The sequence below is a fragment of the Marinococcus luteus genome (genome assembly GCF_034497705.1).
GTDB classification, from domain to species: Bacteria; Bacillota; Bacilli; order Bacillales; family Marinococcaceae; genus Marinococcus; species Marinococcus luteus_A.
In genome coordinates, this window is the sequence record NZ_JAXRUV010000005.1 from 16,365 (window position 1) to 42,446 (window position 26,082).

Here is a 26,082-nt window from a genome sequence, read left to right on the forward strand (position 1 = left end):
CACCTTTATGAATCAGCGTTGACTTTTTCTAGTGATTCATTCAGGAAATGCTGTACTTCTTCCGGCGTCTTCCGCTGCTTGCTTACAAAGCGGTGCACTTCTTCCCCGTTATGAAAAGCAAGAAAACTCGGTATGCCCATCACTCCGTAATCAATGCATACATCCATAAGCTCGTCACGGTCCGCTTTGTAGAATGTAAACTGATCATACTGCTGTTCGATTTCCGGCATCGCCGGGTCAATATACGTGCAATCCGGACACCAGCCGGCGGAGAACATAATCACTGTATTTCCACTATCAATAGCTTGATTGAAAGATTCCTGAGTAGTTAAATTTTCCATGGTTTTGCCTCCTTTAAATTAATGCATACAGAGAAGGTTATCCTTCCCGTATCTTCATATCCCCCATTCTAATCCAATTTCGTTTGCGCATCCACTCTGACAAACCGAGACTGATTAATGCGGGGGCAGCGATATGAAGCAGGAGAACTGCACCAAGCACTTCAAAAGAAAAACCCATCGTCTGGAAAGTCATAATCTGGCCTACGAGACCACTCGTGCCCATGCCCGCACCTGCTGCATTATTTTCCATCATAAAGACCATTGTGGAAAAAGGAGCAACGGCCATACCGGCAACTGTCGGCGGAATTAAAATGAGCGGCCGCCTCACAACGTTTGGAACCTGAAGCATGGATGTACCAATGCCCAGAGCAGCAAGGCCGGAAAATTTATTTTCCCGAAAGCTGCTGGCTGCAAAACCAACCATTTGTGCTGCACACCCAACAGTCGCTGCTCCGGCTGCAATACCGTTCAAATCAAGAATAATAGCAATAGCGGCACTTGAAATCGGTGCTGTGAGGGCAAGACCCATTAATCCGGCAACTAAGATGCCCATAATAAGCGGCTGCCGTTCCGTGGCCCATACGATTACATCTCCAAACCCTGTCATAAACGCTTGAATACCGGGACCGAGAAGCTGTGCTATTCCATAGCCGGCAATAATCGTCCCGAGCGGCGTTACTATGATATCCAGACGTGTTTCTTTAGATATCAGCTTACCAAGCTCCACTGAAACGAGAGCTGCGATAAAAGCCCCTGCCGGGCCCCCGAGCTCCGCTCCGGCAGCTCCCGTAGCTACTGCGGAAAAAATAACCAGCGGCGGTGCCTGGAGGCCATATGCCACTGCTACACCGATCGCCGGCCCCATTAATGAAATCGCAAGCGTACCCATGTTTTCAAAAAAAGCAATACCGAGCTGCTGACCGATTGTCTGAATAATTAAACCAATAATTAAAGACGCAAACAGACCAAGCGCCATGTAGCTCAAAGCTGTAACTCCATATGTCTTTACACTTAAATTTACACCCTTTTTCAAAAAAAATGAACGCATCCACTCTCTCCCTTTCTTTTATTCCATTGTACTCGTATTTTAATTTAATGAAAAGGCGCCGTTTAAAACCGGCGCCCCGTTTGATATATCCACTGGCCATAAAGCAGAGAGACTATGTGATGAAATAATGCAGTACGGTCCACCTGGCCGGCGGTTAAAATACCGATAGCCCCTTCATTTTGATGCACATTTTCCAGCTGCGTATAGTGGTCCACTGCCGTTTTTAATTCCACTCCATTGTGAAGCATAACGGCAATACGTTCCGGAAGCAGTATACGGGCCCCGCCCGCAGTCCACACAGCGGTTCCATCCGTAAGCGCTCCCCAGCTGCACAAATATATATCCTTTCCTTCCGGCTGAACGCCGCCTTCAAGACCTATGCCGATATCAGCATATTTTTGTGCATGCCATGACCGGTTCACAGCTCCTTCTCTAGTTTCCTGATCAGAAAATGGCTGGTCATTTACTCCTGAAGCAGCAGACATGCCTGCCACAGAAAAGTCCGGGCTCAATACCTGGCGGACAGCCGCCACCTTTACAGCATTTTTCGACCCCACCATAACCTTTTTCAACTTCAGACTCCTTTATGAATCATATCGAGAGCCTGCTGGTCTGTAGTTCGCACAAGCTTCGTCAGCAGTTCCTTTGCAGCAGCATAATCATCTACATGCAGCAGTGAGGCAGACGTGTGAATATAGCGGGAGCATACACCGATAACTGCAGATGGAATACCTTCATTGGCCATATGCACCCGGCCGGCGTCTGTCCCTCCCTGGGAAATAAAGTACTGATAAGGAATACTGTTACTTTCTGCAGTGTCGAGAACAAAATCCCTCATACCGCGGTGCGTAATCATCGTCTGATCAAATATGCGCAGCAGCGCCCCTTTACCCAGCTGTCCAAAGGCATCCTTACCACCTGTGGAGTCGTTCGCCGGACTTGCATCCAGCGCGTAAAAAATATCCGGCTGAATCATTTGAGCAGCCGTCTGCCCTCCGCGCAGTCCTACTTCTTCCTGCACTGTAGCACCTGCATACAGCGTGTTCGGAAGGGTTTCATCCTGGACTTCTTTCATCAGTTCGAGTGCCAGTCCAACTCCGTACCGATTGTCCCAGGCCTTCGCCATAATTTTTTTCTCATCCGCCAGGGGAGTGAAAGGGCACACCGGAGATATTGGCATTCCCGGGCGTATGCCCAGCTGTTCTGCATGCTCACGGCTGTCGGCTCCAATATCAATAAACATTTTATTTAACGGCATAGGCTTCTCGCGCTGCGCTGGTTCAAGCAGGTGCGGAGGTGTGGATCCGATCACCCCCGGCATACTCCCTTCCTCTGTATAAATCTGTACACGCTGTGCCAGCAGAACCTGGCTCCACCAGCCGCCAAGCGTCTGAAATCGGATCATTCCGTTTTCATCAATGGCTTTGACCATAAAACCGACTTCATCCATGTGACCGGCTACCATAACCTTTGGTCCTTCCTGCCTGCTGCGCTTCACTCCAAACACACTGCCAAGCCGGTCCTGCACGATTTCGTCACTTACCGGTTCAAGCTCTTTTTTCATATATGTACGAATCTGATGTTCAAATCCCGGGACCGCCGGTGTCTCTGTTAGATACTTAAACATGTCGAGTGTTTCCTGCTTCATAAAATACTCCTTTCAATTATCAGGCTTTGCCTAATTTTTATTTTATCGGACGAGTCACGTTTTTACCACTATTGAAAACGGGTATGTATTTGGATATACGCAATATTTGCGGTATACTGATTAAATAAGAAATGGAAAGGCAGGGACATAATAATGAGTACAAAGAATATTCTTATTGGAGTAGGTCTTGGTGTTGCTTTGGGGATTTTGGTTAAGCAGTTCACAAAGAAAGATGAGATTTCTCCGGAAAAAGCGCTGAAGACAGTAAAAGAAAACGTGCAGGATCATCTTCCAGTTAACGGCTCCTGGATTCACATGACGCCGGAAACGTACAAAAAAGACGACCTGGAATACAAAGTTTACCGCGGCGGTCTTTCGAGCACCAATCAGGGAGAGACCCGTCAATTAGACTTTATTGTAGATGCTGAAACCGGCACTATTTTGGAGCTAAGCTCTTAACTCAACATAGTCTCCGGCCCTTTAAAAGGCCCGGGGGCTTTTAATTTCCGCTGAACAAAAAAGACAGGCCGCACGATCGCGGCCTGTCTTTTGTATTAATTACGATGCTTCTTTTTTCTCTTTGGAGTCCTTGTAATCCTGCACTTCGTTTTTCGACTGCTCCAGCGGCTTCTTCAGAATAGCCAGCATAATCATCGTCACGAGCGATCCGATCAGAATCGCAAGGAAGTATAGGAAAACTCCTCCGCCCTGTACAGCGTTTAGGAAGAACACGAGGAATCCTCCGTGCGGTGCAAGCAGTTCTACGTTGAACAGCATGGCCAGACCACCTGCTACTGCAGAACCAGTAACGATGGAAGGAATAACCCGGAGCGGATCCGATGCTGCAAATGGAATAGCACCTTCAGTAATGAAGAACGACCCAAGGGCATAGTTTGTATACCCGGCTGAACGCTGCTCTTTTGGAAAACGGTTCTTAAAGAACGTAACCGCAAGTGCGATACCAAGCGGCGGCACCATTCCGCCAGCCATGACAGCTGCGTGCGGGGCGTAAATACCCTGTCCGATTAAAGCGACGCCGACGGTGAAGGCCGCTTTGTTAAACGGTCCGCCCATATCGATTGCCATCATACCGCCGAGAAGAATACCAAGAAGCACTAAGTTGCTTGTACCAAGGCCGGTGATCCAGTCCTGCAAAGCCGTGTTAAGAAATGCGATTGGTGTAATAAATACGTAGTACATCAAGAGACCGGTGATCAGGATATTAATAACTGGATAGAACAAAATCGTTTTAATACCATCAAGCACCTGCGGAAGCCCCGACAGTGCTTTCTTAACACCGAGGGCAACGTACCCGCCGAGGAAACCGGCAATAATACCGCCAAGGAAACCAGCTGTTGCATCTTCAGACCCCGGGATACCCTGAGTGGCCATAAAACCGCCGACCATTGCCGGCATGAAACCAGGACGATCTGCGATGCTCATGCCGATAAAGCCGGCAAGCACTGCTACGAATAATCCAAACGCATACTGTCCACCTATCGCGTTCAAGGCCTGGGCAAATCCATTAAACTGGTCACTTTCCGGATCTGCTGAGTTAATTCCCCAGAAGAACGAAATAGCGATAAGAATCCCGCCGCCGATAACGAATGGCAGCATGTTCGAAACCCCGTTCATCAGGTGACGGTAAATAGCATTACCAACTGCTTTTGCACCGCCTCCGCCGCCGGCAGAAGCTGATTCTTCATCCGACGAAGAGCTTCTTCCAGAGCCACGGTATTTCGAAAATTCTCCGTTTACAGCCTGGTTAATTAACTGTTCCGGTTTACGGATTCCGTCCGTAACTTTCGTGGATAAAAGCGGTTTTCCATCAAAACGTTCCATTTCAATTTTTGTATCGGAAGCTACGATAATTGCTTCCGCATTTGCGATTTCTTCAGAGGTGAGACGGTTTTTGACCCCACCGGAACCGTTTGTTTCCACTTTAATGGAGACACCTAGCTCCTTTGCCTTATCTTTAAGCGCGTCTGCTGCCATATACGTGTGAGCGATACCAGTCGGGCAGCCGGTCACTGCAAGAATTCTCGGCGTACTGCTGTCTCCGGCAGCCTGAGCTGAAGAAGCTTCTGATTCTTCTTCCTCGTCGCTTCCAAGCTTATCTCTTTCTTTTGCATCCACAGCCGCCATAATCTCGTCTTCAGATTCTGCATTCAAAAGATCCTGGCGGAAGTTTTCATCCATTAACAGCGTAGATAAACGGGAAAGCGTAGTTAAATGCGCTTCGTTAGCCCCTTCTGTCGCTGCAATCATGAAAAACAGATGTGCCGGCTGTCCGTCCAGTGATTCGTAATCGGCGCCTGCCTGAGAACGTCCGAATGCGATGGCCGGCGTATCCACGGCACTTGTTTTTGCGTGAGGAATGGCAATGCCTTCACCAATACCTGTGGAGCTCTCTGATTCCCTTTTTTCAATCGCTTCTTTAAAAGCACGCCGGTCATTTAAACGGCCGGCAGTGTCAAGCTTGTTTACCAGTTCATCAATCACTCCGGCTTTGTCTGTCGAAGAGAGAGACAGCAGCACGGTATCTCTTTTTAATAGATCAGTAATTTTCATTCTGCTCACCCCTTTAAGCTTGATTAGTTTCTTCGCTTTCCAGCGAACGAATAGTTATTTTTTGGCTTAGTTCTTCTACTTCTTCTTTCGTGCAGAATGTTTCAGAAAAAGCTGTAGCGCTTCCGGAAGCGACTGCTTTGTTCAGCACCTGATCCGGAACCAGACGCTCCGTAATTCCGGCAGCGAAGCCAGCTACCAGGGAGTCCCCCGCTCCTACAGAGTTCACGGCTTTCTGTTTTGGCACAGAAGCATGGAGAGTCTGTGATTTATTAATATATACAGCACCTTCCCCTGCCATCGATATAACGACGTGCTCAATATCAAAATCCTCCAGAAGCTTTCGGCCATACACCGCAGCATCTTCCACGCTGTTTACTTCCACTTCGTACAATTCTGCCAGTTCAAGATGATTCGGCTTAACGAAATAAGGCCGGCCTTTCAACGCCTCACCGAGCGCTTCTCCGCTCGTGTCCAAATATACCCGGACTCCTTTGTTTTTCACCCGTTCCATCATATCCAGATAGATGGTGTGAGGAAGCGAGGAAGGAACGCTTCCCGCGAGTATTAATTCATCCTCCTCCGTAAGCACATCCAGCTTCTGGTACAGCGCTTCCACATCCTCGCGTGCGACTCCCGGGGAAGCTCCATTAATTTCTGATTCCTGACCGCCGCGGATTTTCACGTTAATTCTTGTGTCCTCTTCCACCTGTACAAAATCCGTTTGAATCTGTTCTTTTTCCAGGGTTTCTTCAATATACCGTCCGGTAAAGCCGCCCACAAAACCTAGCGCAGTGGACTGCTGGCCGAGTCTTTGCAGTACCCTTGAGACGTTAATGCCTTTGCCGCCTGGATATTTCAAATCATTTTTCGAGCGGTGGATACTCCCTGGAATGAATTCTTCCAGCTCTATTACATAATCGATCGCCGGGTTCAGCGTTACTGTGTATATCATGTACTCACGACCTTCACATCTGTGTATTTCTTCAAGTTTGTCCGTTCATCGTCCCGCAGTCTGTCCGACGTAATAACTTCCGCTAAAGCGAGTTCACCAATGTTTGCAAACGTGATGGAACCGACCTTCGAATGATCCGCCAGCACATAGCTCCTTTCCGCAAGGTCGAGCGCTGTCCGCTTAACCACTGCTTCATCCGGATCCGGGGTTGTATACCCATGAACGGGATGAACGCCGTTAATGCCGAGAAAGCAGGCATCAAAACAAAATTCCCTCAATGCCTCTATAGCTTTAATTCCTACCAGTGCTCCTGTTCCCTGCTTACCTTTACCTCCGATGACATACGTTTCAATGCCTCTTTCAAGCAAAAGCGGTATATGGGGAATGCCATTGGTCACTACGACAAGATCCCGGTCCGCCAAATAAGGAATCATCTCCAGGGTTGTCGTTCCGGCGTCTAAAAAAAGGCATTCTCCAGGTTCAAGCAGGGATGCTGCAGCTTCTGCAATCTTTTTCTTTTCCCATTGGTTTACGCTGCTCTTTTCTGCGATAGTTGGTTCATTTCGGCGGCGCCTGGAGAGAGAAGCTCCGCCGTGGATACGTTTAATCTGCTCATCAGATTCCAGTTTGGATAAGTCTCTTCGAACTGTTGCTTCTGAAGCACCTGTTAATTCCACCAGTTCATGAATGGAGGCAGTATCTTTAGTTTTTAAAATCTCGATGATTGTTTCCCTGCGCTCCGTGTGAAGCATCCTCTTCCCTCTCCTTTCCGGCTCCGCCGTATAAGCAACAGGCATCCGCGAAAGTTTTGATCGTTTTCTGCGTCTGCTTGTTCGATTAACTTCATTGTACACGCTTACTTAATCATAATCAATCAATTTTATTCAAAAACAATCAATTATTTTTGTTTTTTGATCGAAAATGACATTTTTATTCTTTAAAACCGTCACATATTTCCAAACGAAAAAAGCACGTCTCCTTTTTCAGAAACGTGCTTGAAGGTATACAACTGTTATCAGCTGCCATTCAGCTTTTCCCGGGTCACTGCTTCGATTACCTCTCCCGAGGGATTAAACTTTAAAGCGCGGTACAGTTCATCGTGGTAGAATGTAAACCATGCGTGGCGCTGACAGCCCCAGTTCATGTAGTGCTCTTTCATGTACACAGAATCCATCGGATAGTCATCATAGGCTGTCACCCAGAGAACATTCTGGTGGGCATGCGTTGGCATATTGTCAGCCATGTGAATCAGCGTACTGCTTTCATCTTCAATCAGAATAATGCTCATTCCGGCGCTGTGTCCGCCTGTATGAACCATCCGTATATTTTCAGTAAGCTGCAGCTCTGACTCAAATGTCTCCACCTGGTGGGCCACCGGCTTCCAGTTTTTTTCCCAGTACGTGTTCTCTGAACGGATGTTTGGATTTTTCATTTCCTCCCATTCCGTTTCCGACACATGAATGACCGCATTTCGAAAGACCGGAACGCTCTGTCCCTGTTCTTCCCGGGCAAGCCCTGAGGCATGGTCAAAATGCATATGCGTCATCAGCACAGCGTCAATATCCGAGGCGTAAAGGTTCATTCTTCTCAGGCTCTGCTCGACATTTGATTCTTCCGTTACGCCGTAGTTCCGCTGCTGCTTTTTGCTGAGCCGGCCGTTGCCAAGACCTGCATCGACCAGTATGTTTCTTCCTTCGCCCTGTATAAGCAGCGGGTCGGTCGGCAGCGGCACCTGATTGTTATCATTTACCGGGTATTTTTTGGACCAGAGAGGTTTTGGAACCACCCCAAACATCGCGCCTCCATCCATGTTAGTCACTCCGCCTTCAAGCCATGTAATTGTATAATTACCTATGGTTAACTGATTCATGACAGCAGTGCCTCCTTTTCATCAAAGAAAGCGCCTATCGCACACATTACGGTCTCACCGCTTCTGTAAAGTAAATAGGCTCTCCCTTCGCGTAAAATTTCTCTTCGTATTCTGTCATCACGTTTCCTTCGGCTTCTTCACTTTCATGGAGATGAAGACGCACTTTCCTCAGGGCAAAGCCAAAGGTGGAAAGAGAAGATAGGGAATATTCAAACAGCCCCTGATTGTCAGTTTTCATCTGGACTGTGCCCCCGGGCACCAGAATCTGCTTATACAGCTCCAGAAAATCAGGGTGCGTTAGCCGCCGTTTTTCATGGCGCTTTTTCGGCCAGGGGTCGGTAAAGTTAATATAAAGAGTTGCCACCGAGGAAGGCTCGAAGTAATCCATTACATGGCGCACATCCCCGTGAATGAAGGCAAGGTTCGCCGGCTGCTTGAATAAAGCACGCTGCACTCCTGTGGCAAGAACACTTTCATACATTTCCATCCCGATAAAATTAATGTCCGGATGCTTGATACTGTTGTCGCTTAAGTATTTTCCTTTGCCCGTGCCTACTTCTAAATGAATAGGCTGGTCATTTCCAAATCTTTTTTGCCAGTCTTTATTCACCTGTTCCGCTTTTGTGACCACCAGTTCCGGGTGTTCCTGTAAAAACTCGTGAGCCCACGGCTTATGACGGAGTCTCATCGTACTTTTCCCTCTTTCTTCATATATTAACTATATATTTAACATATAAAATCCGCTGAAAACGCAGTGACGTTCCAGCGGATTTTTATATTTGCAATGAGTCCCGGTCCAACACAGCTTCCAGCTGTTTTTTATAAAACTCTGCTTCTTTTATCCGGTTCGTAAGTACTGCCTGCTGGGCGTAGTCAAGCAGGTGGCTGATAATCTGCCAGCGCATCCGCCTTTGTAAATGGGGGGTTAAAGGAAGACCGTATCCCTGAAGCCAGTCGTCCCATTCCTCTTTTGGAATGTATTCATACAGGATAAGGGCCAGGTCTAGCGCCGGGTCGCTGACGGTGGCATTGTCCCAGTCCACTAAATATAAATCCCCATTGGCATCAAACATCCAATTATTATGGTTCATATCACCGTGACAGACCACGAGACGGGGAGGTTGGACTTCACCCGAGGTCCCTGCAAGTTCTTCGAGAGCACCTGCCATTGAAGTCGTAATATAGGGAAGCTGCTCCTGCTGCTCTCTTAATACAGCTATTGTTGCTTCCGGCGTGCGGGCATGGTTTCCTATTCTCTTAAACATATCCAGCAGTTCGCTCGACGAATGAATTTTGGATAACAGCTGAGCCACGCGTGTATTATCCATATCGCCGCCTGTTAATTCGCGGCCGTCAACCCAGCGCTGAGCGGTAATTACGTCACCGTTAGCCTGGCGCTTTGTCCAAAGCAGCTTAGGCACTATTCCTTCTGCCGAAAGCACAGCAAGAAATGGAGAAGAATTTCTTTTCAGAAATAACACTTGTTCCCCGGCACGCGCGAGGTACGCTTCTCCTGAAGAGCCACCGGCTGGTTCAATCGTCCATCCGTCTCCCATCAGCAGTTCCAATACTTTCACCTTCGATCTATCATAGTGGTCTGAATATTTCATAGCCGATCCTTTTTAACAATATTTTATTCCCATGCTTGTCTTATTTTATTTAATTGTATGTATAAAATACCCTCTATGAAATGATCTCCTCTACTTCTCGTGCGGGTAAAAGTGTTTCTGTTTACGTTTTTAATTTTACAGCGAATCGTTCTTAATAATAGCAAACATTGAATTTATAAGTCAATCGACCAAAATACTTGTGACCGACCTCTCGGCTGCTCTTCTTCCGAGTATCTTCTATTTAATCTCTCTTCGTAACTTCCCCTTTTTTTCCATCATTCAGAGTGGTATAGTAATTTCGTTCATTATTACATGACAACTGTTTATCTGAAGGAGGACGTTACTATGTCAGACCGCTCATTCGGTAATGGCCGGCTGCTGATTACCTGCCCGGACCAGCCGGGGATTGTGGCCGCTATATCTGATTTTCTGCACCAGCATGGTGCTAATATTATTCATTCTGCCCAGCATACAAATGATCCGGAGGGTGGACGTTTTTTTATGAGGATTGTCTTCTCCATCTCTCCGTACCCGGACAAATTTTATCAGGTAAAAGAAGAGTTCCTTCCTATTGCTGAGCATTTCGGTATGGAGTGGTCTTTAGAGCGCGAAGACCGCAAAAAAAGTGTTGCGATTTTCATCTCAAAAGAAGACCATTGTTTAACAGAATTATTGTGGAGATGGCGTTCCGGAGAACTGCCCATTCATATCAGCTGCGTTATCAGTAACCATACGACGCTGAAAAATGTGGTCGAAAGCTATGAAATTCCTTTTTATCACATACCGATAGAGAAAAACGCCAAACCGGAAGCAGAAAATAAAATACTGCGCACGCTTGAGCAGTATCCGATTGATTTCCTTGTCCTGGCCCGGTACATGCAAATACTGTCACCGGATTTTGTCGCTCACTACCCGGCAAAAATAATTAATATCCACCACTCATTTCTTCCTGCCTTTATCGGAGCGAACCCTTACAGACAGGCTTTCGAGCGTGGGGTGAAGCTAATCGGTGCTACTGCCCACTACGTGACCAACGACCTGGATGAAGGACCGATTATTGAACAGGACGTACTTCGGGTTAATCACCAGTACAATGCCAACGATTTAAAAATTACCGGGCGCAATGCCGAAAAAATTGCGCTGGCAAGAGCCGTTACCTGGCATGCAGAAGACCGTGTTATTGTCGATGACAATAAAACGATTGTTTTTCGATAATCCCTTTTTATCCGTCATACTCGCCCGGAGAGTAGATTTCGCTCCGGAGTACAGAAACGGTTGCAGTCTGCTCCATCAGTGCTTCAGCAGAAAACAGCTGCCGGTTTTTCACCGGGGACGGATTGGTGATGCGTTTTTCCATCCATCGTTTGTATTCACGTTTGTCTGCTGTATGAGCGTATAAAATTTCACGATTATCAATGATCGAAGCGGGAGAAACAACCGTCGCCTGAGCGGGGAAGGTGGTCCCCGCTTGTTTTAATACGGCTTCCACCACATTCATTGTTCTTTTCAATGCAAGCACCGGGCTGACAAAGGTATGCTGCTTCTGATTCACATACTCCTTCCAGAATCTGCTGTCTGCCGGCTCGAATACACTATACATTGTGCCTTCTAAAATGTGTATAACGTCTATTCCCACAGGCCCGATGATGGTTATAGCGCCCTCCATGGTGGTCTGCTTTGTGTGGAATACTGGATAATACATAACAAAATACGTATCGGGGAGCTCCCGGAGCAGGGTGCGCAGGCGATAGTCATATTTCAATTTCGGATCCATCATCGAAATTTCAGAAATGGTGGAGGAAGCCCATTCCAATTGGATCAAAAACCAGTTATCGTAAAAAATATCCTTCAGTTCCTCGAGCGTTTTTCCTTTAAAAAACAAATAAGCATCCTTCTCGTTTATTTCCGCCTCTTCTTCATTTTCTTGCTTCCACCACTTTAACCGGTTCACTGCTTTTCCCATCCGGTTGTTTTTCTCCAGCAGCTCATCCTCCGGTGCTTTCGGGGCCGATTTGTTTGCGATCATCCAATCTGTTTTCATTCGCTTCCAGTATGCCTGCTTCGCTGATAAAAATTCCGCATTTTGATGAAGAAAATGATGTTCATAACGCGAAGCGTAATCTTTCATTTTTATTAATTGAGCCATTCAACTCTCCCTTCTCTCCCGTCGCAGCATTTTCACGGCATTTGCGCAAAAAACTGTGGAACTCCGCTTTTATTATAATATCGTCATTGCTTGTGTATTATTCACGTTAAAGGAATAAATTACCTGCCAACGGAGCCAAAAAGGCCACAATAACAGCGCTGACTGTCATGGCCACCGAACTGACAGCTCCTTCCGTTTCACTGTTTTCAAGCGACTTGGCTGTGCCTATTGCATGAGCGGCGCTCCCCATGCCTATTCCTTTGGCGACCGGGTCCGTCACGCCAATTACATCCATTACCCTCGCATGAACAACTACTCCGCCAATACCCGCCACCATAACAAACATGGCCGCTAAAGGGGCATCGCCACCGAGTGTCGTTGTAATATCCATTGCTACCGGCGTCGTTACCGACTTAGGCAGTACCGCTGCGACCCATTCTTTGGACGCGCCAGCTGCCGCTGTAAACACAAACCCGGAAACAATACCTATAACTGCTCCTGTCCCAATGCCACTGAGAATTGGGAGCAGATACCGTTTTAACAGATGCCTTTGTTCATAAAGCGGACAGGCAAGTGCTACTACTGCCGGCCCGAGCAGTGATTCTATCCACTGGCCTCCGTTCATGTAAACACTGTACGGAATTCTGGAAACCAATAAAAATAATATGATAACAATGGTGCCGGTAACGATTGGAAGCATTAGCGGAATAGGAAACCACCGGTACGCCCTTTTAGAAGCAGCATATACTGCTATCGTTCCCGCAATGGCCGCTGCTGCTGTCCACCATTCACTCACGGTACCTCTCTCCTTTTTTCAATAAATACTGAGTCACCCACGAGCCTGTTCCCATTACAAGAAGCGTACTGATAAACACAGCGGTTACCAGCCCGGCTCCAAGCAGCGAAAACAGTTCTCCATGCACCACCAGCCCGGCAGTCACAGGCAAAAAAAGCAGCGGCATATTCCCAAGCAGCAGCCCGGACCCGTCCTGAAGCCATCTTGGAGTAGCTGCCGTAAAAACAAAAACCGCAAGCAAAAGCAGCATGCCAATAATACTCCCCGGGATCGGAAGCTGTAGCACATCCTGGATCCAGGTGCCCAACCAGTAAAATACGTATAAAACTACTATGTGAATCACCATTCTAACTAAACGCATATGGTCCCCTCTTTTACTAAGTCAATTCCGCCCAATGTACTGTTTCATATTTTACACTCCGTCCTGGATGAATGCGATAAAGGTGCAAATGAGCAGCCTCGAAAAATATCGTTTCCGGAAGCGGCACCGCAGGCCATGCGAATTCGAGTTCTTTTATCCGCTTTTTGGCCAGGGTCATATGAGGACTGTACGGGCGCTCCCCGGTCTTCATTCCCAAATCATTCAATTGAACTTTCCATTCTTTATATAAAGAAAACAGGTCCTCCTCTGCCTCTACTCTTGTATATAAAACGTTCTCACGCCCTTTCGGACCGAAGGAATCTACGCCGTTGAGACGGAGTCCGGGCTGGTAAGGTAATTTCACTTCATTCATCTTTTTTTCGATAATACCCAGCTGTTCCGGGGAAAGCTGTCCAAAAAAGTGAAGCGTAATGTGAAAATCCTGAGGATGGACCCACTGCTTAAAAGGAAGATCGTTTTTTACCTGTGAAATCCACTTCCCCCATACGGACCTCGCCTTCTCTGGAACCGGCAGACCAAGAAAATAATGATTATCCATCGATTTCTCTCCCTTCCTTTCCTCAAAGCTGTTATGAACGAATAAACGCTGTAAATGTGTTAGAATATACGAATGAATGATAGAAAAAGGATGTGTAGCAATCATGCGTGTAGCAAATAATATGTCAGAACTAGTCGGCGATACGCCTTTAGTTAAATTAAACCGCCTTCCGGATACCGGGGGAGCAGACGTATACTTGAAGCTCGAATTTCAAAACCCGAGCGGAAGCGTGAAGGACCGGGCCGCAAAAAATATGCTGAAGCAGGCCGAAGAAGAAGGGAAAATCAACGAAAATACTACTATTATAGAACCGACTTCAGGAAATACCGGTATCGGCCTTGCCATGAACGCCGCTGCTCGGGGCTACCGGGCAATACTGGTTATGCCGGACACGATGTCCCAGGAAAGGATTAACCTGTTGAAGGCTTACGGAGCAGAAGTAGAACTCACGCCGGGTGATAAGAAAATGCCCGGGGCCATTTCCCGTGCTCATGAGCTTGTAGAGACAATTGCTGACAGCTTCATGCCTATGCAGTTTGAAAACGAAGCCAACTCGGATGCTCACCGGGAAAGTACAGCACTTGAAATTGAAGAAGCGATGAAAGAAATCGGCAAGCCGCTGGCTGGCTTCGTGGCCGCCTCCGGCACGGGAGGCACTGTAACAGGAACCGGAGAAAAATTAAAAGAGCTGTACCCCGACGTTCAAATTCACGTCGTGGAACCATTTGGCTCTCCGGTTCTTTCCGGCGGAAAGCCCGGGCCCCATAAGCTTGTCGGCACCAGTCCAGGGTTTATACCACCAATTTTGAATCAGGATATATACGACCATATTTACAAAATTACCGATGAAGATGCCTATAAAACTACAAGAGCTCTCGCCGGCCAGGAGGGTATTTTGGTCGGGCCCTCTTCAGGTGCTGCCTGCTTTGCTGCTATGGAAACAGCCAAACAGATGTCATCGGATCAGGTTGTCGTTGCCATTGCCTGTGATACCGGCGAACGGTATTTATCCACTGACCTTTTCCGATTCGATGACTAAAATAACTTTATTCAAGGCGCCTTTACACAAAAAGGTGTCTTTTTTTACATAATTTTTACATTTGTCTTTCTGTGAAATAAAGCAGGTGGTTTCATCGATCGTTCTGCTTTTTGAAGCTTAATCACGTACAATTTCGCATGTTATTTTTCAATTCATTCGCGTTTTATTTTTATTCACAGATGAATTGAGCAGTTTTTCGACAAAAATTTTGCGATATATAAATAAATAGTATAAACTATTAATTACAGGGACGCTTACAAAATATTTTGAATACTCTCATCCTACTTGCTGCTGAATTTCTTTTCAGAAAGTTTTCCAGAGCAGCTGACGCAGAAACAGTCGAAGCCATCAAATATAATTCCTACTTACGTGCGCAGTCCCGGGCATGTCTTCAAGTGCCATAAATTCATTGGCTAAGGAGTGGTTTTTTGAGAACGTCCACCGACCGAATGATAACCCGTATTAAGTCTATCTATCTCTATATTAAAAAGAGAGGAACGGTGACCACCGGGGAATTGGTTGACGAATTCGGAATTACACAGCGCACTATTCAGCGTGACCTGAATGTACTCGAATACAATGAATTGGTCAGCAGCCCTTCCAGAGGGGCCTGGACGACGACTGCCCGAAAAGTAAAAGCTTCCTGAAATGACTATATCTATGTGCGGCGCCGGAATTAAACTTCCGGCGCTTTTCACGTATCAAAAAGTCCCCGCATTCTTCCAGCTGCTTCGGTGAAAAGGCGTTCCTTCTGCTCTAATTCTTCTTTTTTTGATACGTCAGGGGCGACAATAATATCTTTTTCCTCCACACTCTGCACGGCCCTCGCTGCCTTCACCCACGAGCATGTATGGATCGCTCTAAAGGCGCATGCAGCCGCTCCAAATGAAGCCAGACGCTCCTGTTCAGCACTCACCTGCACCCTGCATTGAAACACATCTGCCACTGTCTGGCGAAAAGCTCTGCTTTTAGTGCCGCCACCAACAAGAAAGAGCGTGGAGGAAGCAATCCCGGCCTGAACAAAGGTCTGCTTTAAAGAAAAAGCCAGGCCTTCAAGCACCGCCCTGGCCATTTGTGACTGCGTCACCTGGCCGTCGATGCCGATAAATGCGCCCCTGGCTTTCTCATCAATTACTGGATTCCTTTCACCATTTAAATACGGAATAAACAAGAGCGGACCGGGTACTGAAACCTGCTCGGCCATCAGCTGTTCAAAAGCTTCGAAGTCACCTCCGCACCACGTATGCACCGCCCATTGATGAACATTTCCCATGTTAAGCAGGGGCATGATTTTAATAAACCGGCCATGCTGAGGCGCAGCCAGATGAAATACACTGCCTTCCTCTGATACGGTCAGCGTATCGGCAGGTACCGCTGTCCATCCTGTTGTTCCTGCGTACGCATAGCCCTGGCCATCACCCGCATGAGCACTGGCAGCAAGAGTCACCGCGCCTCCGTCCCCGAGGCCACAGTAAACGGGGGTTCCAGCTGGTATTCCCGTCTGGCTGGCAGCTTCCTTTAATACATAGCCTGCTGTTTCTTCGGGCTCCAGAAGACGGGGAAGCTGGCGCCGGGAAATCCCGCTCCCTTCCCAAAGCTTTTCCTCCCATGCTCTTGTATGTATGTCCATCATTCCTGTCACAGTGCCATTTACCGGATCGCAGACTGATGAGCCCGTTAAATGGTAAATTAAATAATCCTTAGAACCAAAGAGTACCTGGTCCCACCGCTCCGGGCATTCGTCCGCCAGCCACTTCATTAGAGGAGTTGTTGCTTTCCAGTCGTTACCTGTAAACGCCGTTACCACATCCGGAGGCAAATGCCTCTTTGTTAATCCTCTGCTTCCTCTGGTATCAGAATAAAGGACCGCTGTTTCTGCCCTTCCATCTTTAAAAGGGATAAAATCCTCCATCTGCCCAGTGCACACGACTCCATCAACGTCCAGGCCAATTCCCTTACTCTGCAGAGTACTGCATGCTTTTCTAAAGCTCTGCCACCATTCCGAGGGCTTCTGTTCGTGATTCCCTCCGTCGGTATATGTATGGATAGGCTCTGACGCACTGCCTTCGACCTGGCCTCCGCAGTCCAGGACCATTACTTTTAAAGACGTCGTTCCCAGATCTGCACTCAGCAGTCTACAGCTCATCACTGCCCGCTCCCTCTGATTTCTCACCGACGCTGTTCCGAAGCAGCTGAATTTCATCATCATTTAATTCCCGGTATTCTCCCGGCAGCAAATCCTCGTCGAGCGACAGCTGTCCGAATGATTCTCTTTTTAAATAAACGACTTCATTGCCCACCGCCTCAAACATCCGTTTCACCTGGTGAAATTTCCCTTCGGTTACTTCCACATATACTTCGCGGTGGGTATCGGGTACTCTTCGCAGAACGGCAGGCTTACAAACATAGCCGTCATCAAGCTTTACACCCTTTTTGAAATGTTCAATATTCTTTTCTTCTATCGGCTGTTCGAGTACCGCCCGGTATATTTTTACTACCCCATGCTTCGGTGACGTAAGAAAATGGTTAAGCTTGCCGTCGTTAGTCAGCAGAAGCAATCCTTCAGTGTCAATATCAAGTCTGCCCACTGGAAAAGGTTCTCTTACTGCGTCTTCCTGTTCCAAAATATCCAGAACCGTATCATGAACGCTGTCTTCTGTGGCGCTGATGACCCCTGCTGGTTTATGCATCAGAAAATAAACAAATTCGGTGTAGTGAATGTCCTCACCGAATACGCTTACCAGCTGCTCTTCAGGATCCACCTGCACCGCCCCGTTGTTCACCGGCTCCCCGTCGACAAAGACTCCCCCTTTTTTCAGCATTTTTTTAACTTCCTTGCGGGTACCATAGCCTAGCTCCGCCAGTAATTTATCCATTCTCATGCTGATCACCTCTTTCCATCTGTTCGAGAATTCCTGCAGCAAATTCCCCATGCGATCCGTTCATATGAGCTTCAATAACTCCGGCAGGAATCTGACGGAGTACAGCCTTCTGAACTGTTTTTGATACGTTTTGCTCCTGGAGCCGTTTTTCAAGGTTTACTATCATCCGCAGCGTCTCTTCCACCGCTGTCTTATTTGCCGTTTCCACCTCTTGTTCGCTTCCTTCTATGACTGTGAAAGCGTTTCCCAGCCAGCTTTGGAGATATTTGCGATCACTGCTTCTGGAACTGTTAACGACAAAAACATTTTCTTCACTGCCGGCTGCGGCTCTTTCGGCATGCCCCGCAAATTTGGCTGCGGCCTTCCGTACATGGGCAGGCACTTCCACCTGCTCGGTATAAAGCGACGTTGCCGGAATATATATGACAGTTCCCTCAGCCAAATACGGTCCGTGCCAGTAGATAAAATCTTTTATTCCATCCGGGGGCAGTGCTAAAAATATATAGGGATAACGGGGAATCTCCAGCTCATTCACCTGTGAAATCTGCTTTGTTGTTTCCCTCATCCAGGCCTTTTCCCCGCCCCGGTACATCACAGAGACAGACGAAGGCTCACTTTTCACTGCGACAAGCTTCGCCAGCCTCCCGGCTCCCACTACTAACATTTTTGTTCCTCCAATATGTTTCGATAAGTTTCATTTAACACCTCAAAGCAGGTGCCCATTCACCAGTCTGAAAAAGAGACGTTGCTGTTAACAACGTCTCTTTACACTATGCGGAAGTTGGTTTATTGATCCCCTGATTCTGTACCCGGTCAAGCCGGTTGTTATTTCTGGAGATGTTTGCCAGAAGCCCAAGCATCCCCAGAGTTATTAATAAAGAGGAGCCTCCGTAGCTCAAAAGTGGAAATGGAAGGCCGGTAATCGGCATCATGCCCGCTACGGCTCCAGCATTAATGACAGCCTGGCTGAGGAGCTGGAAAACAATACCAAAAGCGAGGAGAGTGCCAAATTGTCCTTTAGCATTAAGGCCAATTTTTATGCCCCGCCAGGCGATAACACCCAACAGACCTACTACAAGCAGAACCCCGAAAATTCCAAGCTCTTCGGCGATAATCGGAATAATAAAGTCTGTATGTGCCTCAGGAAGGTAATTCATTTTCTGCACGCTTTCGCCCAAACCGACACCGAACAGCCCGCCGTGGGCAATCGCAATGTAGCTCTGAATCAGCTGAAAGCTACCTCCTCCGACCGCTTCTTCATTCGCAAACGGATCCATAAAGGATACAAGCCGGGCAAGGCGATAGGGCTCTGTCAGCGCAATATAAGCAAACAACGCTGCAGCCACCCCTCCGAGCATAAACATATGCCGAAACTTTGCTCCTGATAAAAAGACAATTACAATTGTGGTCATCATCAGGGCCGCGGCTGTCCCGACGTCAGGCTGCATCACAATAAATCCAAGCAGCACGGCAACAACGACCAGTGGAGGCATGACCCCTTTCATGAACGAGTCAATATACTTTTGTTTCTGGGAATAAACCTGAGCCAGATAAATAATCAAACTCAATTTTACAAATTCCGCGGGCTGAATGTTTATCGGCCCAAAGCCGATCCAGCTTTTCGCCCCGTTAACTTCATTGCCTATAACAAGCACAAGCATAAGTAAAAACACGGATATTCCTATGAGTAACGGTGTTGTTTTTTTCCATTTTTCATAAGGTACATGCATCATAAAAGCAAAACCCACCGTGCCTAATGCCACCCACATAATTTGTCGCTTTAAAAAGTGAGCAGCATCATCATAAGCCCTCATCCCTAAGGGAAAACTAGCACTATACACCATGATTATGCCCATTAATGTAAGAAGCGCAATAGCACCAATTAAAATCCAGTCATAATCTTTATATCTCCACGTTTTCATGTTTCACCTCTAATGCCGCACCATTAGCGAAGCGGCTTGATGCATTTGTCTTATTTCCATAAAGTGTATTAATTATATCACCATCCTTGCCTGAACAAAAGATTAGAAAGCAGGAGTTTTCTCTACGCCGAAAAGCGTTTTCCAAGTACTTTTTCCGCCAGCCCACTCTTCATTGCAAGGGCCATAAACAGCACCCCGCCGACACCGACACTGATGATTTCCACCATAAATAAATCCACCCAGCCGCTTCCAGCAAATAAAACTTCCATGCCGTTTCTTGTAATTAAGACGCCAATGCCCATTACTGCAGATAGAAGAACTACTGTACCTGCCCGGCGCGAGACCCCTCCGAAATGAAAACCGGTAAACTTCGCAATCGCCCAGGCGTTAAATATTACTCCACATGTAAATCCAATAATTGTGCTGTAAATTCCACCGACCGGTCCAAGAAGCAAAAGAAGAACGTACGCACTGATAATTTTCACCAGTAAACCGAGCATCAGAGAAGCAATGGCATATTTCTGGCGGTTGATTCCCTGCAGCACTGCCGCACTCACTGAGAAAAGGGAGAAAACGATCGCCGCATACGCATAATGCTGCAGCACATAGCTGCCTATTTCCAGTGACTCTGTTCCAAACAACACGCCAAATGTTGGCCTCGCAAGAAGTGACAATCCAACCGCAGCAGGCACCGATAAAAACAAAATCACCTGGTAAGTCTGCGTAATCTGGCGTTGAAGCAAATCCTGATCATTGCCTGTAAAGGATTTTGTAATGGTTGGGATAAGGGTGATTGACATTGCGGTGGCTATTGCTACCGGTATGAGAATCAGCTTATGGGAAGAGCCTGCAAATGCGCCGTAAGCGGTCTGAATCTGGCCGGATGTCCATTCTCCGGTTTGCTCCAGCGCCCGGGTGAAGGTGAACATGTCCACCATCTGAAACAGTGGAATGGCAAGTCCGACGAGGGACAACGGCAGCGCGTACCGGATGAGTTCACTGTACATGCTTGTTAAGGGAAGGTCACTCGATACTGTGCTTCCAGCCTGTTCCCGCTGCAAAAATCGCTGTCGTTTTTTCCAGTAAAAAATCAGTACGCCCATGCTTGCCAGCCCGCCGACAAATGCTCCGAAGGTGGCAAAGCCAATAGCTGTTCCAAGATTTCCATCGACAGCATACAGAATAAACAAAGCCATGGCCAAAATGAATACAATCCGTACAATTTGCTCTATAACCTGAGAGACCGCTGTCGGACCCATTGACTGGTGCCCCTGAAAAAAACCTCTCATAATTGCCATCGTTGGAATAATCATTAAAGCAAAGCTGACCATGCGGATTGTAAATACAACATCGTCTGAGGTGAAAGCTTCACTCGAATCAAACGATATTAAATTTACGATAAGCGGAGCACCGAAAAATAAAATAAGGAACGCAGCAATTCCGGTAAGAGTCATAAAAAAAAGACCCGACTTAAACAACCTTCGGCCTGTTTCAAAATCCCCCATCGCGTTATATTTGGATACAAACTTTGACATAGCCATCGGTATCCCCAGTGTAGCTACGCTAAGCATTAATGTGTACGGCTGGTAGCCGTATTGATAAAGTGCGATTCCCTGCTGGCCAACCATGGCTGCGAAAGGAAATATGTAAATCATTCCTAAAAATTTTGAAATAAACGTCGCTATGCTTAAAAGAAGCGTTCCCCGCAAAAATTTTGAATCAGACATTCTTATGTTCAGCTCCATCGTGTAATCGTCTTTTGCTCTCTATGCGAATTTTACCATACTATTTTCCATTCTGGCGTCCCTTTGCCTGAAAATTAATACCGGAGGCAAAAGAAAGCGCCCGTTCTGGATAAACGGGCGTACTTTTTATTATACATCACTTAATCCTTTAATATAAAACGTTCGCTTTCGCGGACCGTCAAATTCACAAAAATAGATGCCCTGCCATGTGCCGAGCACTAGCTCTCCCTGCTCTACTATGACTGTCTGCTGCGTTCCCATCGTACTCGCTTTTAAGTGCGAAGCAGAGTTCCCCTCGGCATGCCGGTATTTTTCATGCTCCCAGGGATACACTTCATTGAGACGCATAAGCATATCATGCTGGACGTTTGGATCAGCGTTTTCATTTACAGTAATTCCGGCCGTCGTATGCGGAGAATAGACGATCACCGCCCCGTGGTCGAGTCCCTCCTCCTTCACGTACATACGGATCTTCTCGGTAACATCTATCATTTCTGCATGTTCATTTGTAGATAGTTCAAGCTTTCGCAGCATTGGAGCCGCCTCCTTTATCCTTGTGTAAAAATAAATTTTCTCTTATGATACAATACAGCTATTATAACCGATTACGAAGCATTTTAATCTTCATGAGCTATGCTTCGCAGTCGTAAGGAGAGAATGAATAAATGACGAACGTCATTGTTATCGGCGGCGGCCCTGCAGGCTTAATGGCCTCGGTTGCTGCCGCAAAGCACGGCGCCGATGTTACGTTAATAGATAAGGGATCGAAGCTTGGAAGAAAGCTCGCCATTTCCGGCGGCGGCCGCTGCAACGTCACAAATCGCATGGAACGAAAAGAACTGATCGAACACATTCCCGGCAACGGCAAATTTATGCACAGCCCATTTTCCATCTTTGATAATGAAAATATTATCCGCTTTTTCGAAAATCTTGGTATCGACCTGAAGGAAGAAGACATGGGCCGGATGTTTCCTATTAATGATAAAGCTATTACCGTCGTGAATACGCTGCTTGACGAAATGGAACGGCTCGGGGTCCAGACACGGACCAACACCAAAGTCGCTTCCATCGATTATGGCAATACCAAGGTCCAGGGGCTTTATTTAGAGGACGGCACCTACCTTCAGGCTGACCGCGTTATTATTGCATCCGGAGGCAAGTCCGTACCCAAAACCGGTTCCACCGGAGACGGCTATCCCTGGGCGGAGGCGGCCGGGCATACAATTACGGAGCTGTATCCAACGGAGGTGCCTATTACTTCTCCCGCTGTTTATATCCAGGACCGCACGCTTCAGGGAATTTCGCTTTCCGGTGTCGCCCTGACAGTTTACCGGCCGGGCGGCAAAGCTATTAAAACTCATACCGGCGATATGATCTTTACCCATTTTGGTGTTTCCGGACCGATCGGTTTGAGATGCAGCCAGTATGTGGTGAAAGCCTTAAAAAAATACAAAGCCGATCAGATAGAGCTCGGCCTTTCCCTTTATCCCGAGGAAAACCATGAATCCATGTTTCAGCGCCTTGTTTCGCTGAAAAAAACACATGAAGCAAAAACGGTTAAAAATGCCCTGAAGGGACTCACTACGGAACGACTGCTGCTGTTTTTCCTGCAGGAAGCAGGCATTTCCAGCACGATGACCATCGGTGAGGCAGCGAACAAAAAACTGCGTGCCCTTGCTCTCTTGTTTACCGATTTTCGTTTCCCGGCAGATGGAACGCTTTCCATCGAAGAAGCATTTGTAACCGGCGGCGGGGTATCCATCAAAGAAGTGTTTCCAAAACGGCTTGAATCCAGGCTGAAAAGCGGATTATTTTTCTGTGGGGAAATTTTAGACATTCACGGATACACTGGTGGCTTTAACATTACCTGTGCCTTCTCCACTGGCTATACCGCCGGAAAGTCCGCGTCCGAACAGCCAACTGAGCAATCCGAAAAACACCCTTCCTATTCAAAAAGCTGACCGCTAATGCGGCCAGCTTTTTTTAATTAGCTACAATATTTACAAGTTTTCCTGGAATGGCAATGACTTTTCGCACTGTCTTTCCTTCAAGCTCCTGCACAATTTTTTCCTGCTCCATTGCCGTCGATTCGAGGTCCTTTTCATCAGCATCTCTTGGCACCACTGCTTTTGCCCGAAGTTTACCGTTGACCTGAATAATGATTTCAATTTCCTCTTCAATGAGCATCTGTTCATCGTGTACCGGCCAACTGCTTCTTGAAACCGAATGTTTTTCCCCTAGACGGCTCCACAACTCTTCGGCCAGGTGAGGAGCGATAGCGCTCAGCAGCTGAAGAAATCCTTTTAATTCCTTTTTCGGCAGCATCTCCTGCTTGTTCGCTTCGTTGACAAAGACCATCAGCTGACTGATGCCGGTATTAAACCGCAGTTCAGTGAATTCTTCAGTTACCTTTTTCACCGTCTGATGATACGTTCGTGCAAACGATTCCGATGCTTCCTCCTCCCGAATCTCCGGACGGATAGATCCTTCGTCGGTTACAAATAAGCGCCAGATCCTGTCCAAGAAACGTCTCGCTCCGTCCAGGCCGCTGTTGGACCAGGCAATCGAAGCGTCAAGCGGGCCCATAAACATTTCATACAACCGCAGCGTATCTGCCCCGTGGGTACGAATGATTTCATCCGGGTTCACGACATTCCCTTTTGACTTACTCATTTTTTCATTGTTTTCCCCGAGAATCATTCCCTGGTTGTACAGCCGCTGGAACGGCTCTTTTGTAGGCACAACTCCGATATCATATAAAAACTTGTGCCAAAAACGTGCGTACAGCAGGTGGAGCACTGCGTGTTCTGCGCCACCGATATATAAATCAACCGGCAGCCATTTCTCCAGCGCTTCTTTCGAAGCAAGCTCTTCATCGTTATCCGGATCAGCAAAACGCAGGAAGTACCAGCAGCTGCCGGCCCACTGCGGCATAGTATTTGTTTCCCGGCGTCCTTTCATACCCGTTTCCGGATCAGTGACCTCCAGCCATTCCGTATTGGTGGCAAGCGGTGATTCACCTGTGCCTGAAGGACGGAACTCATCCATTTCCGGAAGCTCGAGCGGCAGCTCTTCTTTCGGAAGCGTCGTCATCGAACCGTCCTCCCAGTGAATAACCGGAATCGGCTCTCCCCAGTACCGCTGGCGACTGAAGAGCCAGTCACGCAGGCGGTAGGTTGTTTTTTTCCGACCAATATCTTTTTCTTCAAGCCATTCGAGCATTTTTCCAATAGCTTCGTCTTTATATAAACCGTTCAGAAACTCGGACCTTACATGCGGCCCGTCCTCCGTATACGCTTCCTTGGACGTGTCTCCGCCTTCAACCACTTCCACGATCGGAAGATCGAATGTTTTCGCAAATTCGTAGTCCCGCTCATCATGCGCCGGCACGGCCATAATCGCTCCACTGCCGTATGTAGCGAGAACGTAATCGGCTATCCAGATTGGCATTTTCTCCCCATTTACCGGGTTGATGGCGTAGGAGCCTGTAAATACGCCGGATTTTTCCTTTTGCAGCTCTGTGCGTTCAAGATCACTTTTCATGGCTGCATCATGCTGGTAGTTTTCTACAGCTTCCTTCTGCTCCGGCGCAGTAATTTCCTCTACGTACTCATGCTCCGGGGCAAACACACAGTAGGTCGCTCCAAACAAAGTGTCCGGACGGGTCGTAAAAACGTCAAATGAGAGATCCTTCCCTTCAACGTGAAAGGTCAGCTCCGCCCCCTCCGAACGGCCGATCCAGTTGCGCTGCATTTCTTTAATGCTGTCCGGCCAGTCCAGGCCGTCCAGGTCTTCAAGCAGACGATCGGCATAGGCTGTAATTTTGAGCATCCACTGCTTCATCGGCCGGCGTTCCACCGGATGGCCGCCGCGCTCACTTTTCCCATCGATCACTTCTTCATTGGCAAGGACTGTTCCAAGCGCCGGGCACCAGTTGACCGGCACCTCGTCAATATAAGCGAGACCGTGTTCATACAGCTTTGTGAAAATCCACTGGGTCCATTTGTAGTAATGGGGATCTGTCGTGTTAATTTCCCTGGCCCAGTCATAGGAGAAGCCCAGTTCTTTAATTTGGCGTTTGAAATTGGCAATGTTCGCCTGAGTGAATTCCCGGGGATTTTTTCCGGTATCGAGCGCGAACTGCTCCGCCGGCAGGCCAAAAGCGTCCCATCCCATCGGATGCAGCACATCGTAGCCCTGCATGCGTTTCATTCTTGATGTGATGTCTGTTGCCGTATAGCCTTCAGGATGGCCGACGTGCAGGCCGGCTCCGGAAGGATAAGGAAACATATCCAGTGCATAATATTTCGGGGCGCCGGTATCTGCGTTGGATACGGCAAAGATTTCATTTTCCTCCCAGTATGACTGCCATTTAGGTTCTATCTGTTGGTGGGGATATGCCATGATTGTCGTTCCTCCTTTAAATAGTTGGAGCATCTGTACTCATTTTATCTGTAAAAAAAGCCTCTCTCCCAGCTGGAAAGCAGGGACGAGAGGCTTAAATTCCACGAAACAAACGGCGGGACGCGCACACGCCACTCAAGTGCGTTTCCGACTCTGACGCTTCGCTCACCCGTTTTCGTCAAGCGTCT

Annotated in this window: 26 protein-coding genes; 5 read left to right on the forward strand and 21 right to left on the reverse strand. The window is 47.6% G+C overall.

Annotated features, from left to right (window positions below):
• Window positions 1-5: 5 nt before the first annotated feature.
• The 4 genes from Q9M42_RS09225 to Q9M42_RS09240 all read right to left on the reverse strand — a co-directional run bounded on the left by Q9M42_RS09225 (window position 6) and on the right by Q9M42_RS09240 (window position 3,037).
• On the reverse strand, window positions 6-341 hold the full coding sequence (locus tag Q9M42_RS09225; protein WP_322526198.1) for a thioredoxin family protein: 336 nt from the start codon (window positions 339-341) through the stop codon (window positions 6-8).
• 37 nt (window positions 342-378) lie between these two features.
• Entirely contained in the window at window positions 379-1,389 is a 1,011-nt protein-coding gene (locus tag Q9M42_RS09230; protein WP_322526199.1) for a PTS transporter subunit IIC, read from the reverse strand.
• Window positions 1,390-1,451: 62 nt separating this feature from the next.
• The gene (locus tag Q9M42_RS09235) at window positions 1,452-1,961 is read right to left on the reverse strand and encodes a DUF84 family protein (protein WP_322526200.1); all 510 of its coding nucleotides are present in this window, start codon (window positions 1,959-1,961) and stop codon (window positions 1,452-1,454) included.
• 2 nt (window positions 1,962-1,963) lie between these two features.
• Window positions 1,964-3,037, reverse strand: coding sequence for a M42 family metallopeptidase (locus Q9M42_RS09240; RefSeq protein ID WP_322526201.1), 1,074 nt, complete (start codon window positions 3,035-3,037; stop codon window positions 1,964-1,966).
• A gap of 153 nt (window positions 3,038-3,190) precedes the next feature.
• Here Q9M42_RS09240 and Q9M42_RS09245 point away from each other — a divergent pair, with 153 nt between their 5' ends.
• On the forward strand, window positions 3,191-3,496 hold the full coding sequence (locus Q9M42_RS09245) for a PepSY domain-containing protein (protein WP_298785361.1): 306 nt from the start codon (window positions 3,191-3,193) through the stop codon (window positions 3,494-3,496).
• 99 nt (window positions 3,497-3,595) lie between these two features.
• Here the strand turns inward: Q9M42_RS09245 and Q9M42_RS09250 are convergent, their stop codons facing one another.
• The 6 genes from Q9M42_RS09250 to Q9M42_RS09275 form a co-directional block, all read right to left on the reverse strand.
• On the reverse strand, window positions 3,596-5,608 hold the full coding sequence (locus Q9M42_RS09250; protein WP_322526202.1) for a PTS fructose transporter subunit IIABC: 2,013 nt from the start codon (window positions 5,606-5,608) through the stop codon (window positions 3,596-3,598).
• A 13-nt stretch (window positions 5,609-5,621) separates the two neighbouring features.
• A complete protein-coding gene (gene pfkB / locus Q9M42_RS09255; RefSeq protein WP_322526203.1) occupies window positions 5,622-6,560 on the reverse strand; it encodes a 1-phosphofructokinase in 939 nt (312 codons plus the stop codon).
• Window positions 6,557-7,312: a DeoR/GlpR family DNA-binding transcription regulator gene (locus Q9M42_RS09260; RefSeq protein WP_322526204.1), complete on the reverse strand. Its 756-nt coding sequence runs from the start codon at window positions 7,310-7,312 to the stop codon at window positions 6,557-6,559. The genes pfkB and Q9M42_RS09260 overlap by 4 nt, the downstream gene beginning before the upstream one ends.
• Window positions 7,313-7,575: 263 nt before the next feature.
• A complete protein-coding gene (locus Q9M42_RS09265; RefSeq protein ID WP_322526205.1) occupies window positions 7,576-8,430 on the reverse strand; it encodes a YtnP family quorum-quenching lactonase in 855 nt (284 codons plus the stop codon).
• A 46-nt stretch (window positions 8,431-8,476) separates the two neighbouring features.
• Window positions 8,477-9,118, reverse strand: coding sequence for a tRNA (guanosine(46)-N7)-methyltransferase TrmB (trmB, locus tag Q9M42_RS09270; RefSeq protein WP_322526206.1), 642 nt, complete (start codon window positions 9,116-9,118; stop codon window positions 8,477-8,479).
• A gap of 85 nt (window positions 9,119-9,203) precedes the next feature.
• Complete coding sequence (locus tag Q9M42_RS09275; protein WP_322526207.1) at window positions 9,204-10,040, reverse strand: phosphotransferase family protein; 837 nt, start codon at window positions 10,038-10,040, stop codon at window positions 9,204-9,206.
• Between the two features lie 345 nt (window positions 10,041-10,385).
• On the opposite strand from Q9M42_RS09275, the gene purU reads away from it, so the two are divergent.
• On the forward strand, window positions 10,386-11,255 hold the full coding sequence (gene purU / locus Q9M42_RS09280) for a formyltetrahydrofolate deformylase (RefSeq protein WP_322526208.1): 870 nt from the start codon (window positions 10,386-10,388) through the stop codon (window positions 11,253-11,255).
• Window positions 11,256-11,262: 7 nt separating this feature from the next.
• Here purU and Q9M42_RS09285 read toward each other — a convergent pair whose 3' ends face one another.
• The 4 genes from Q9M42_RS09285 to thpR all read right to left on the reverse strand — a co-directional run bounded on the left by Q9M42_RS09285 (window position 11,263) and on the right by thpR (window position 13,902).
• On the reverse strand, window positions 11,263-12,186 hold the full coding sequence (locus Q9M42_RS09285; RefSeq protein WP_322526209.1) for a hypothetical protein: 924 nt from the start codon (window positions 12,184-12,186) through the stop codon (window positions 11,263-11,265).
• Window positions 12,187-12,292: 106 nt separating this feature from the next.
• Window positions 12,293-12,982: an LrgB family protein gene (locus Q9M42_RS09290; RefSeq protein ID WP_322526210.1), complete on the reverse strand. Its 690-nt coding sequence runs from the start codon at window positions 12,980-12,982 to the stop codon at window positions 12,293-12,295.
• Window positions 12,975-13,343: a CidA/LrgA family protein gene (locus Q9M42_RS09295; protein ID WP_322526211.1), complete on the reverse strand. Its 369-nt coding sequence runs from the start codon at window positions 13,341-13,343 to the stop codon at window positions 12,975-12,977. The genes Q9M42_RS09290 and Q9M42_RS09295 overlap by 8 nt, the downstream gene beginning before the upstream one ends.
• Before the next feature lie 16 nt (window positions 13,344-13,359).
• On the reverse strand, window positions 13,360-13,902 hold the full coding sequence (gene thpR, locus Q9M42_RS09300; protein WP_322526212.1) for an RNA 2',3'-cyclic phosphodiesterase: 543 nt from the start codon (window positions 13,900-13,902) through the stop codon (window positions 13,360-13,362).
• Window positions 13,903-14,005: 103 nt separating this feature from the next.
• On the opposite strand from thpR, the gene cysK reads away from it, so the two are divergent.
• Both cysK and Q9M42_RS09310 read left to right on the forward strand, forming a co-directional pair.
• Entirely contained in the window at window positions 14,006-14,941 is a 936-nt protein-coding gene (gene cysK / locus Q9M42_RS09305; protein ID WP_322526213.1) for a cysteine synthase A, read from the forward strand.
• A gap of 428 nt (window positions 14,942-15,369) precedes the next feature.
• Window positions 15,370-15,588, forward strand: a complete 219-nt coding sequence (locus tag Q9M42_RS09310; RefSeq protein ID WP_091616630.1) for a DeoR family transcriptional regulator — start codon at window positions 15,370-15,372, stop codon at window positions 15,586-15,588.
• 47 nt (window positions 15,589-15,635) lie between these two features.
• On the opposite strand, the gene Q9M42_RS09315 is transcribed toward Q9M42_RS09310, so the two are convergent.
• The 6 genes from Q9M42_RS09315 to Q9M42_RS09340 form a co-directional block, all read right to left on the reverse strand.
• Complete coding sequence (locus tag Q9M42_RS09315) at window positions 15,636-17,087, reverse strand: xylulokinase (RefSeq protein ID WP_322526214.1); 1,452 nt, start codon at window positions 17,085-17,087, stop codon at window positions 15,636-15,638.
• On the reverse strand, window positions 17,077-17,823 hold the full coding sequence (locus tag Q9M42_RS09320) for a pseudouridine synthase (RefSeq protein ID WP_322526215.1): 747 nt from the start codon (window positions 17,821-17,823) through the stop codon (window positions 17,077-17,079). Before Q9M42_RS09320 ends, Q9M42_RS09315 begins: the two co-directional genes overlap by 11 nt.
• Complete coding sequence (locus tag Q9M42_RS09325; protein WP_322526216.1) at window positions 17,810-18,487, reverse strand: hypothetical protein; 678 nt, start codon at window positions 18,485-18,487, stop codon at window positions 17,810-17,812. The genes Q9M42_RS09320 and Q9M42_RS09325 overlap by 14 nt, the downstream gene beginning before the upstream one ends.
• A 106-nt stretch (window positions 18,488-18,593) precedes the next feature.
• On the reverse strand, window positions 18,594-19,745 hold the full coding sequence (ftsW, locus tag Q9M42_RS09330) for a putative lipid II flippase FtsW (protein WP_322526217.1): 1,152 nt from the start codon (window positions 19,743-19,745) through the stop codon (window positions 18,594-18,596).
• Window positions 19,746-19,867: 122 nt separating this feature from the next.
• A complete protein-coding gene (locus Q9M42_RS09335; protein WP_322526218.1) occupies window positions 19,868-21,490 on the reverse strand; it encodes a putative polysaccharide biosynthesis protein in 1,623 nt (540 codons plus the stop codon).
• Between the two features lie 129 nt (window positions 21,491-21,619).
• Window positions 21,620-22,024 (reverse strand): secondary thiamine-phosphate synthase enzyme YjbQ, encoded by a 405-nt coding sequence (locus tag Q9M42_RS09340; protein WP_322526219.1) that lies wholly within the window; start codon window positions 22,022-22,024, stop codon window positions 21,620-21,622.
• 131 nt (window positions 22,025-22,155) lie between these two features.
• Between Q9M42_RS09340 and Q9M42_RS09345 the strand changes: the two genes are divergently transcribed.
• A complete protein-coding gene (locus Q9M42_RS09345; protein ID WP_322526220.1) occupies window positions 22,156-23,451 on the forward strand; it encodes an NAD(P)/FAD-dependent oxidoreductase in 1,296 nt (431 codons plus the stop codon).
• A gap of 22 nt (window positions 23,452-23,473) precedes the next feature.
• Here Q9M42_RS09345 and leuS read toward each other — a convergent pair whose 3' ends face one another.
• On the reverse strand, window positions 23,474-25,894 hold the full coding sequence (gene leuS / locus Q9M42_RS09350) for a leucine--tRNA ligase (protein ID WP_322526221.1): 2,421 nt from the start codon (window positions 25,892-25,894) through the stop codon (window positions 23,474-23,476).
• Window positions 25,895-26,082 lie beyond the last annotated feature (188 nt).

Bases quoted from the DNA above. Each gene is read 5' to 3' on its own strand.
- Q9M42_RS09225 (WP_322526198.1), bottom strand. From the start codon at position 341: ATGGAAAATTTAACTACTCAGGAATCTTTCAATCAAGCTATTGATAGT.
- Q9M42_RS09230 (WP_322526199.1), bottom strand. From the start codon at position 1,389: ATGCGTTCATTTTTTTTGAAAAAGGGTGTAAATTTAAGTGTAAAGACA.
- Q9M42_RS09240 (WP_322526201.1), bottom strand. From the start codon at position 3,037: ATGAAGCAGGAAACACTCGACATGTTTAAGTATCTAACAGAGACACCG.
- Q9M42_RS09245 (WP_298785361.1), top strand. From the start codon at position 3,191: ATGAGTACAAAGAATATTCTTATTGGAGTAGGTCTTGGTGTTGCTTTG.
- Q9M42_RS09250 (WP_322526202.1), bottom strand. From the start codon at position 5,608: ATGAAAATTACTGATCTATTAAAAAGAGATACCGTGCTGCTGTCTCTC.
- pfkB (WP_322526203.1), bottom strand. From the start codon at position 6,560: ATGATATACACAGTAACGCTGAACCCGGCGATCGATTATGTAATAGAG.
- Q9M42_RS09260 (WP_322526204.1), bottom strand. From the start codon at position 7,312: ATGCTTCACACGGAGCGCAGGGAAACAATCATCGAGATTTTAAAAACT.
- Q9M42_RS09265 (WP_322526205.1), bottom strand. From the start codon at position 8,430: ATGAATCAGTTAACCATAGGTAATTATACAATTACATGGCTTGAAGGC.
- trmB (WP_322526206.1), bottom strand. From the start codon at position 9,118: ATGAGACTCCGTCATAAGCCGTGGGCTCACGAGTTTTTACAGGAACAC.
- Q9M42_RS09275 (WP_322526207.1), bottom strand. From the start codon at position 10,040: ATGAAATATTCAGACCACTATGATAGATCGAAGGTGAAAGTATTGGAA.
- purU (WP_322526208.1), top strand. From the start codon at position 10,386: ATGTCAGACCGCTCATTCGGTAATGGCCGGCTGCTGATTACCTGCCCG.
- Q9M42_RS09285 (WP_322526209.1), bottom strand. From the start codon at position 12,186: ATGGCTCAATTAATAAAAATGAAAGATTACGCTTCGCGTTATGAACAT.
- Q9M42_RS09295 (WP_322526211.1), bottom strand. From the start codon at position 13,343: ATGCGTTTAGTTAGAATGGTGATTCACATAGTAGTTTTATACGTATTT.
- thpR (WP_322526212.1), bottom strand. From the start codon at position 13,902: ATGGATAATCATTATTTTCTTGGTCTGCCGGTTCCAGAGAAGGCGAGG.
- cysK (WP_322526213.1), top strand. From the start codon at position 14,006: ATGCGTGTAGCAAATAATATGTCAGAACTAGTCGGCGATACGCCTTTA.
- Q9M42_RS09315 (WP_322526214.1), bottom strand. From the start codon at position 17,087: ATGAGCTGTAGACTGCTGAGTGCAGATCTGGGAACGACGTCTTTAAAA.
- Q9M42_RS09320 (WP_322526215.1), bottom strand. From the start codon at position 17,823: ATGAGAATGGATAAATTACTGGCGGAGCTAGGCTATGGTACCCGCAAG.
- Q9M42_RS09325 (WP_322526216.1), bottom strand. From the start codon at position 18,487: ATGTTAGTAGTGGGAGCCGGGAGGCTGGCGAAGCTTGTCGCAGTGAAA.
- ftsW (WP_322526217.1), bottom strand. From the start codon at position 19,745: ATGAAAACGTGGAGATATAAAGATTATGACTGGATTTTAATTGGTGCT.
- Q9M42_RS09335 (WP_322526218.1), bottom strand. From the start codon at position 21,490: ATGGAGCTGAACATAAGAATGTCTGATTCAAAATTTTTGCGGGGAACG.
- Q9M42_RS09340 (WP_322526219.1), bottom strand. From the start codon at position 22,024: ATGCTGCGAAAGCTTGAACTATCTACAAATGAACATGCAGAAATGATA.
- Q9M42_RS09345 (WP_322526220.1), top strand. From the start codon at position 22,156: ATGACGAACGTCATTGTTATCGGCGGCGGCCCTGCAGGCTTAATGGCC.
- leuS (WP_322526221.1), bottom strand. From the start codon at position 25,894: ATGGCATATCCCCACCAACAGATAGAACCTAAATGGCAGTCATACTGG.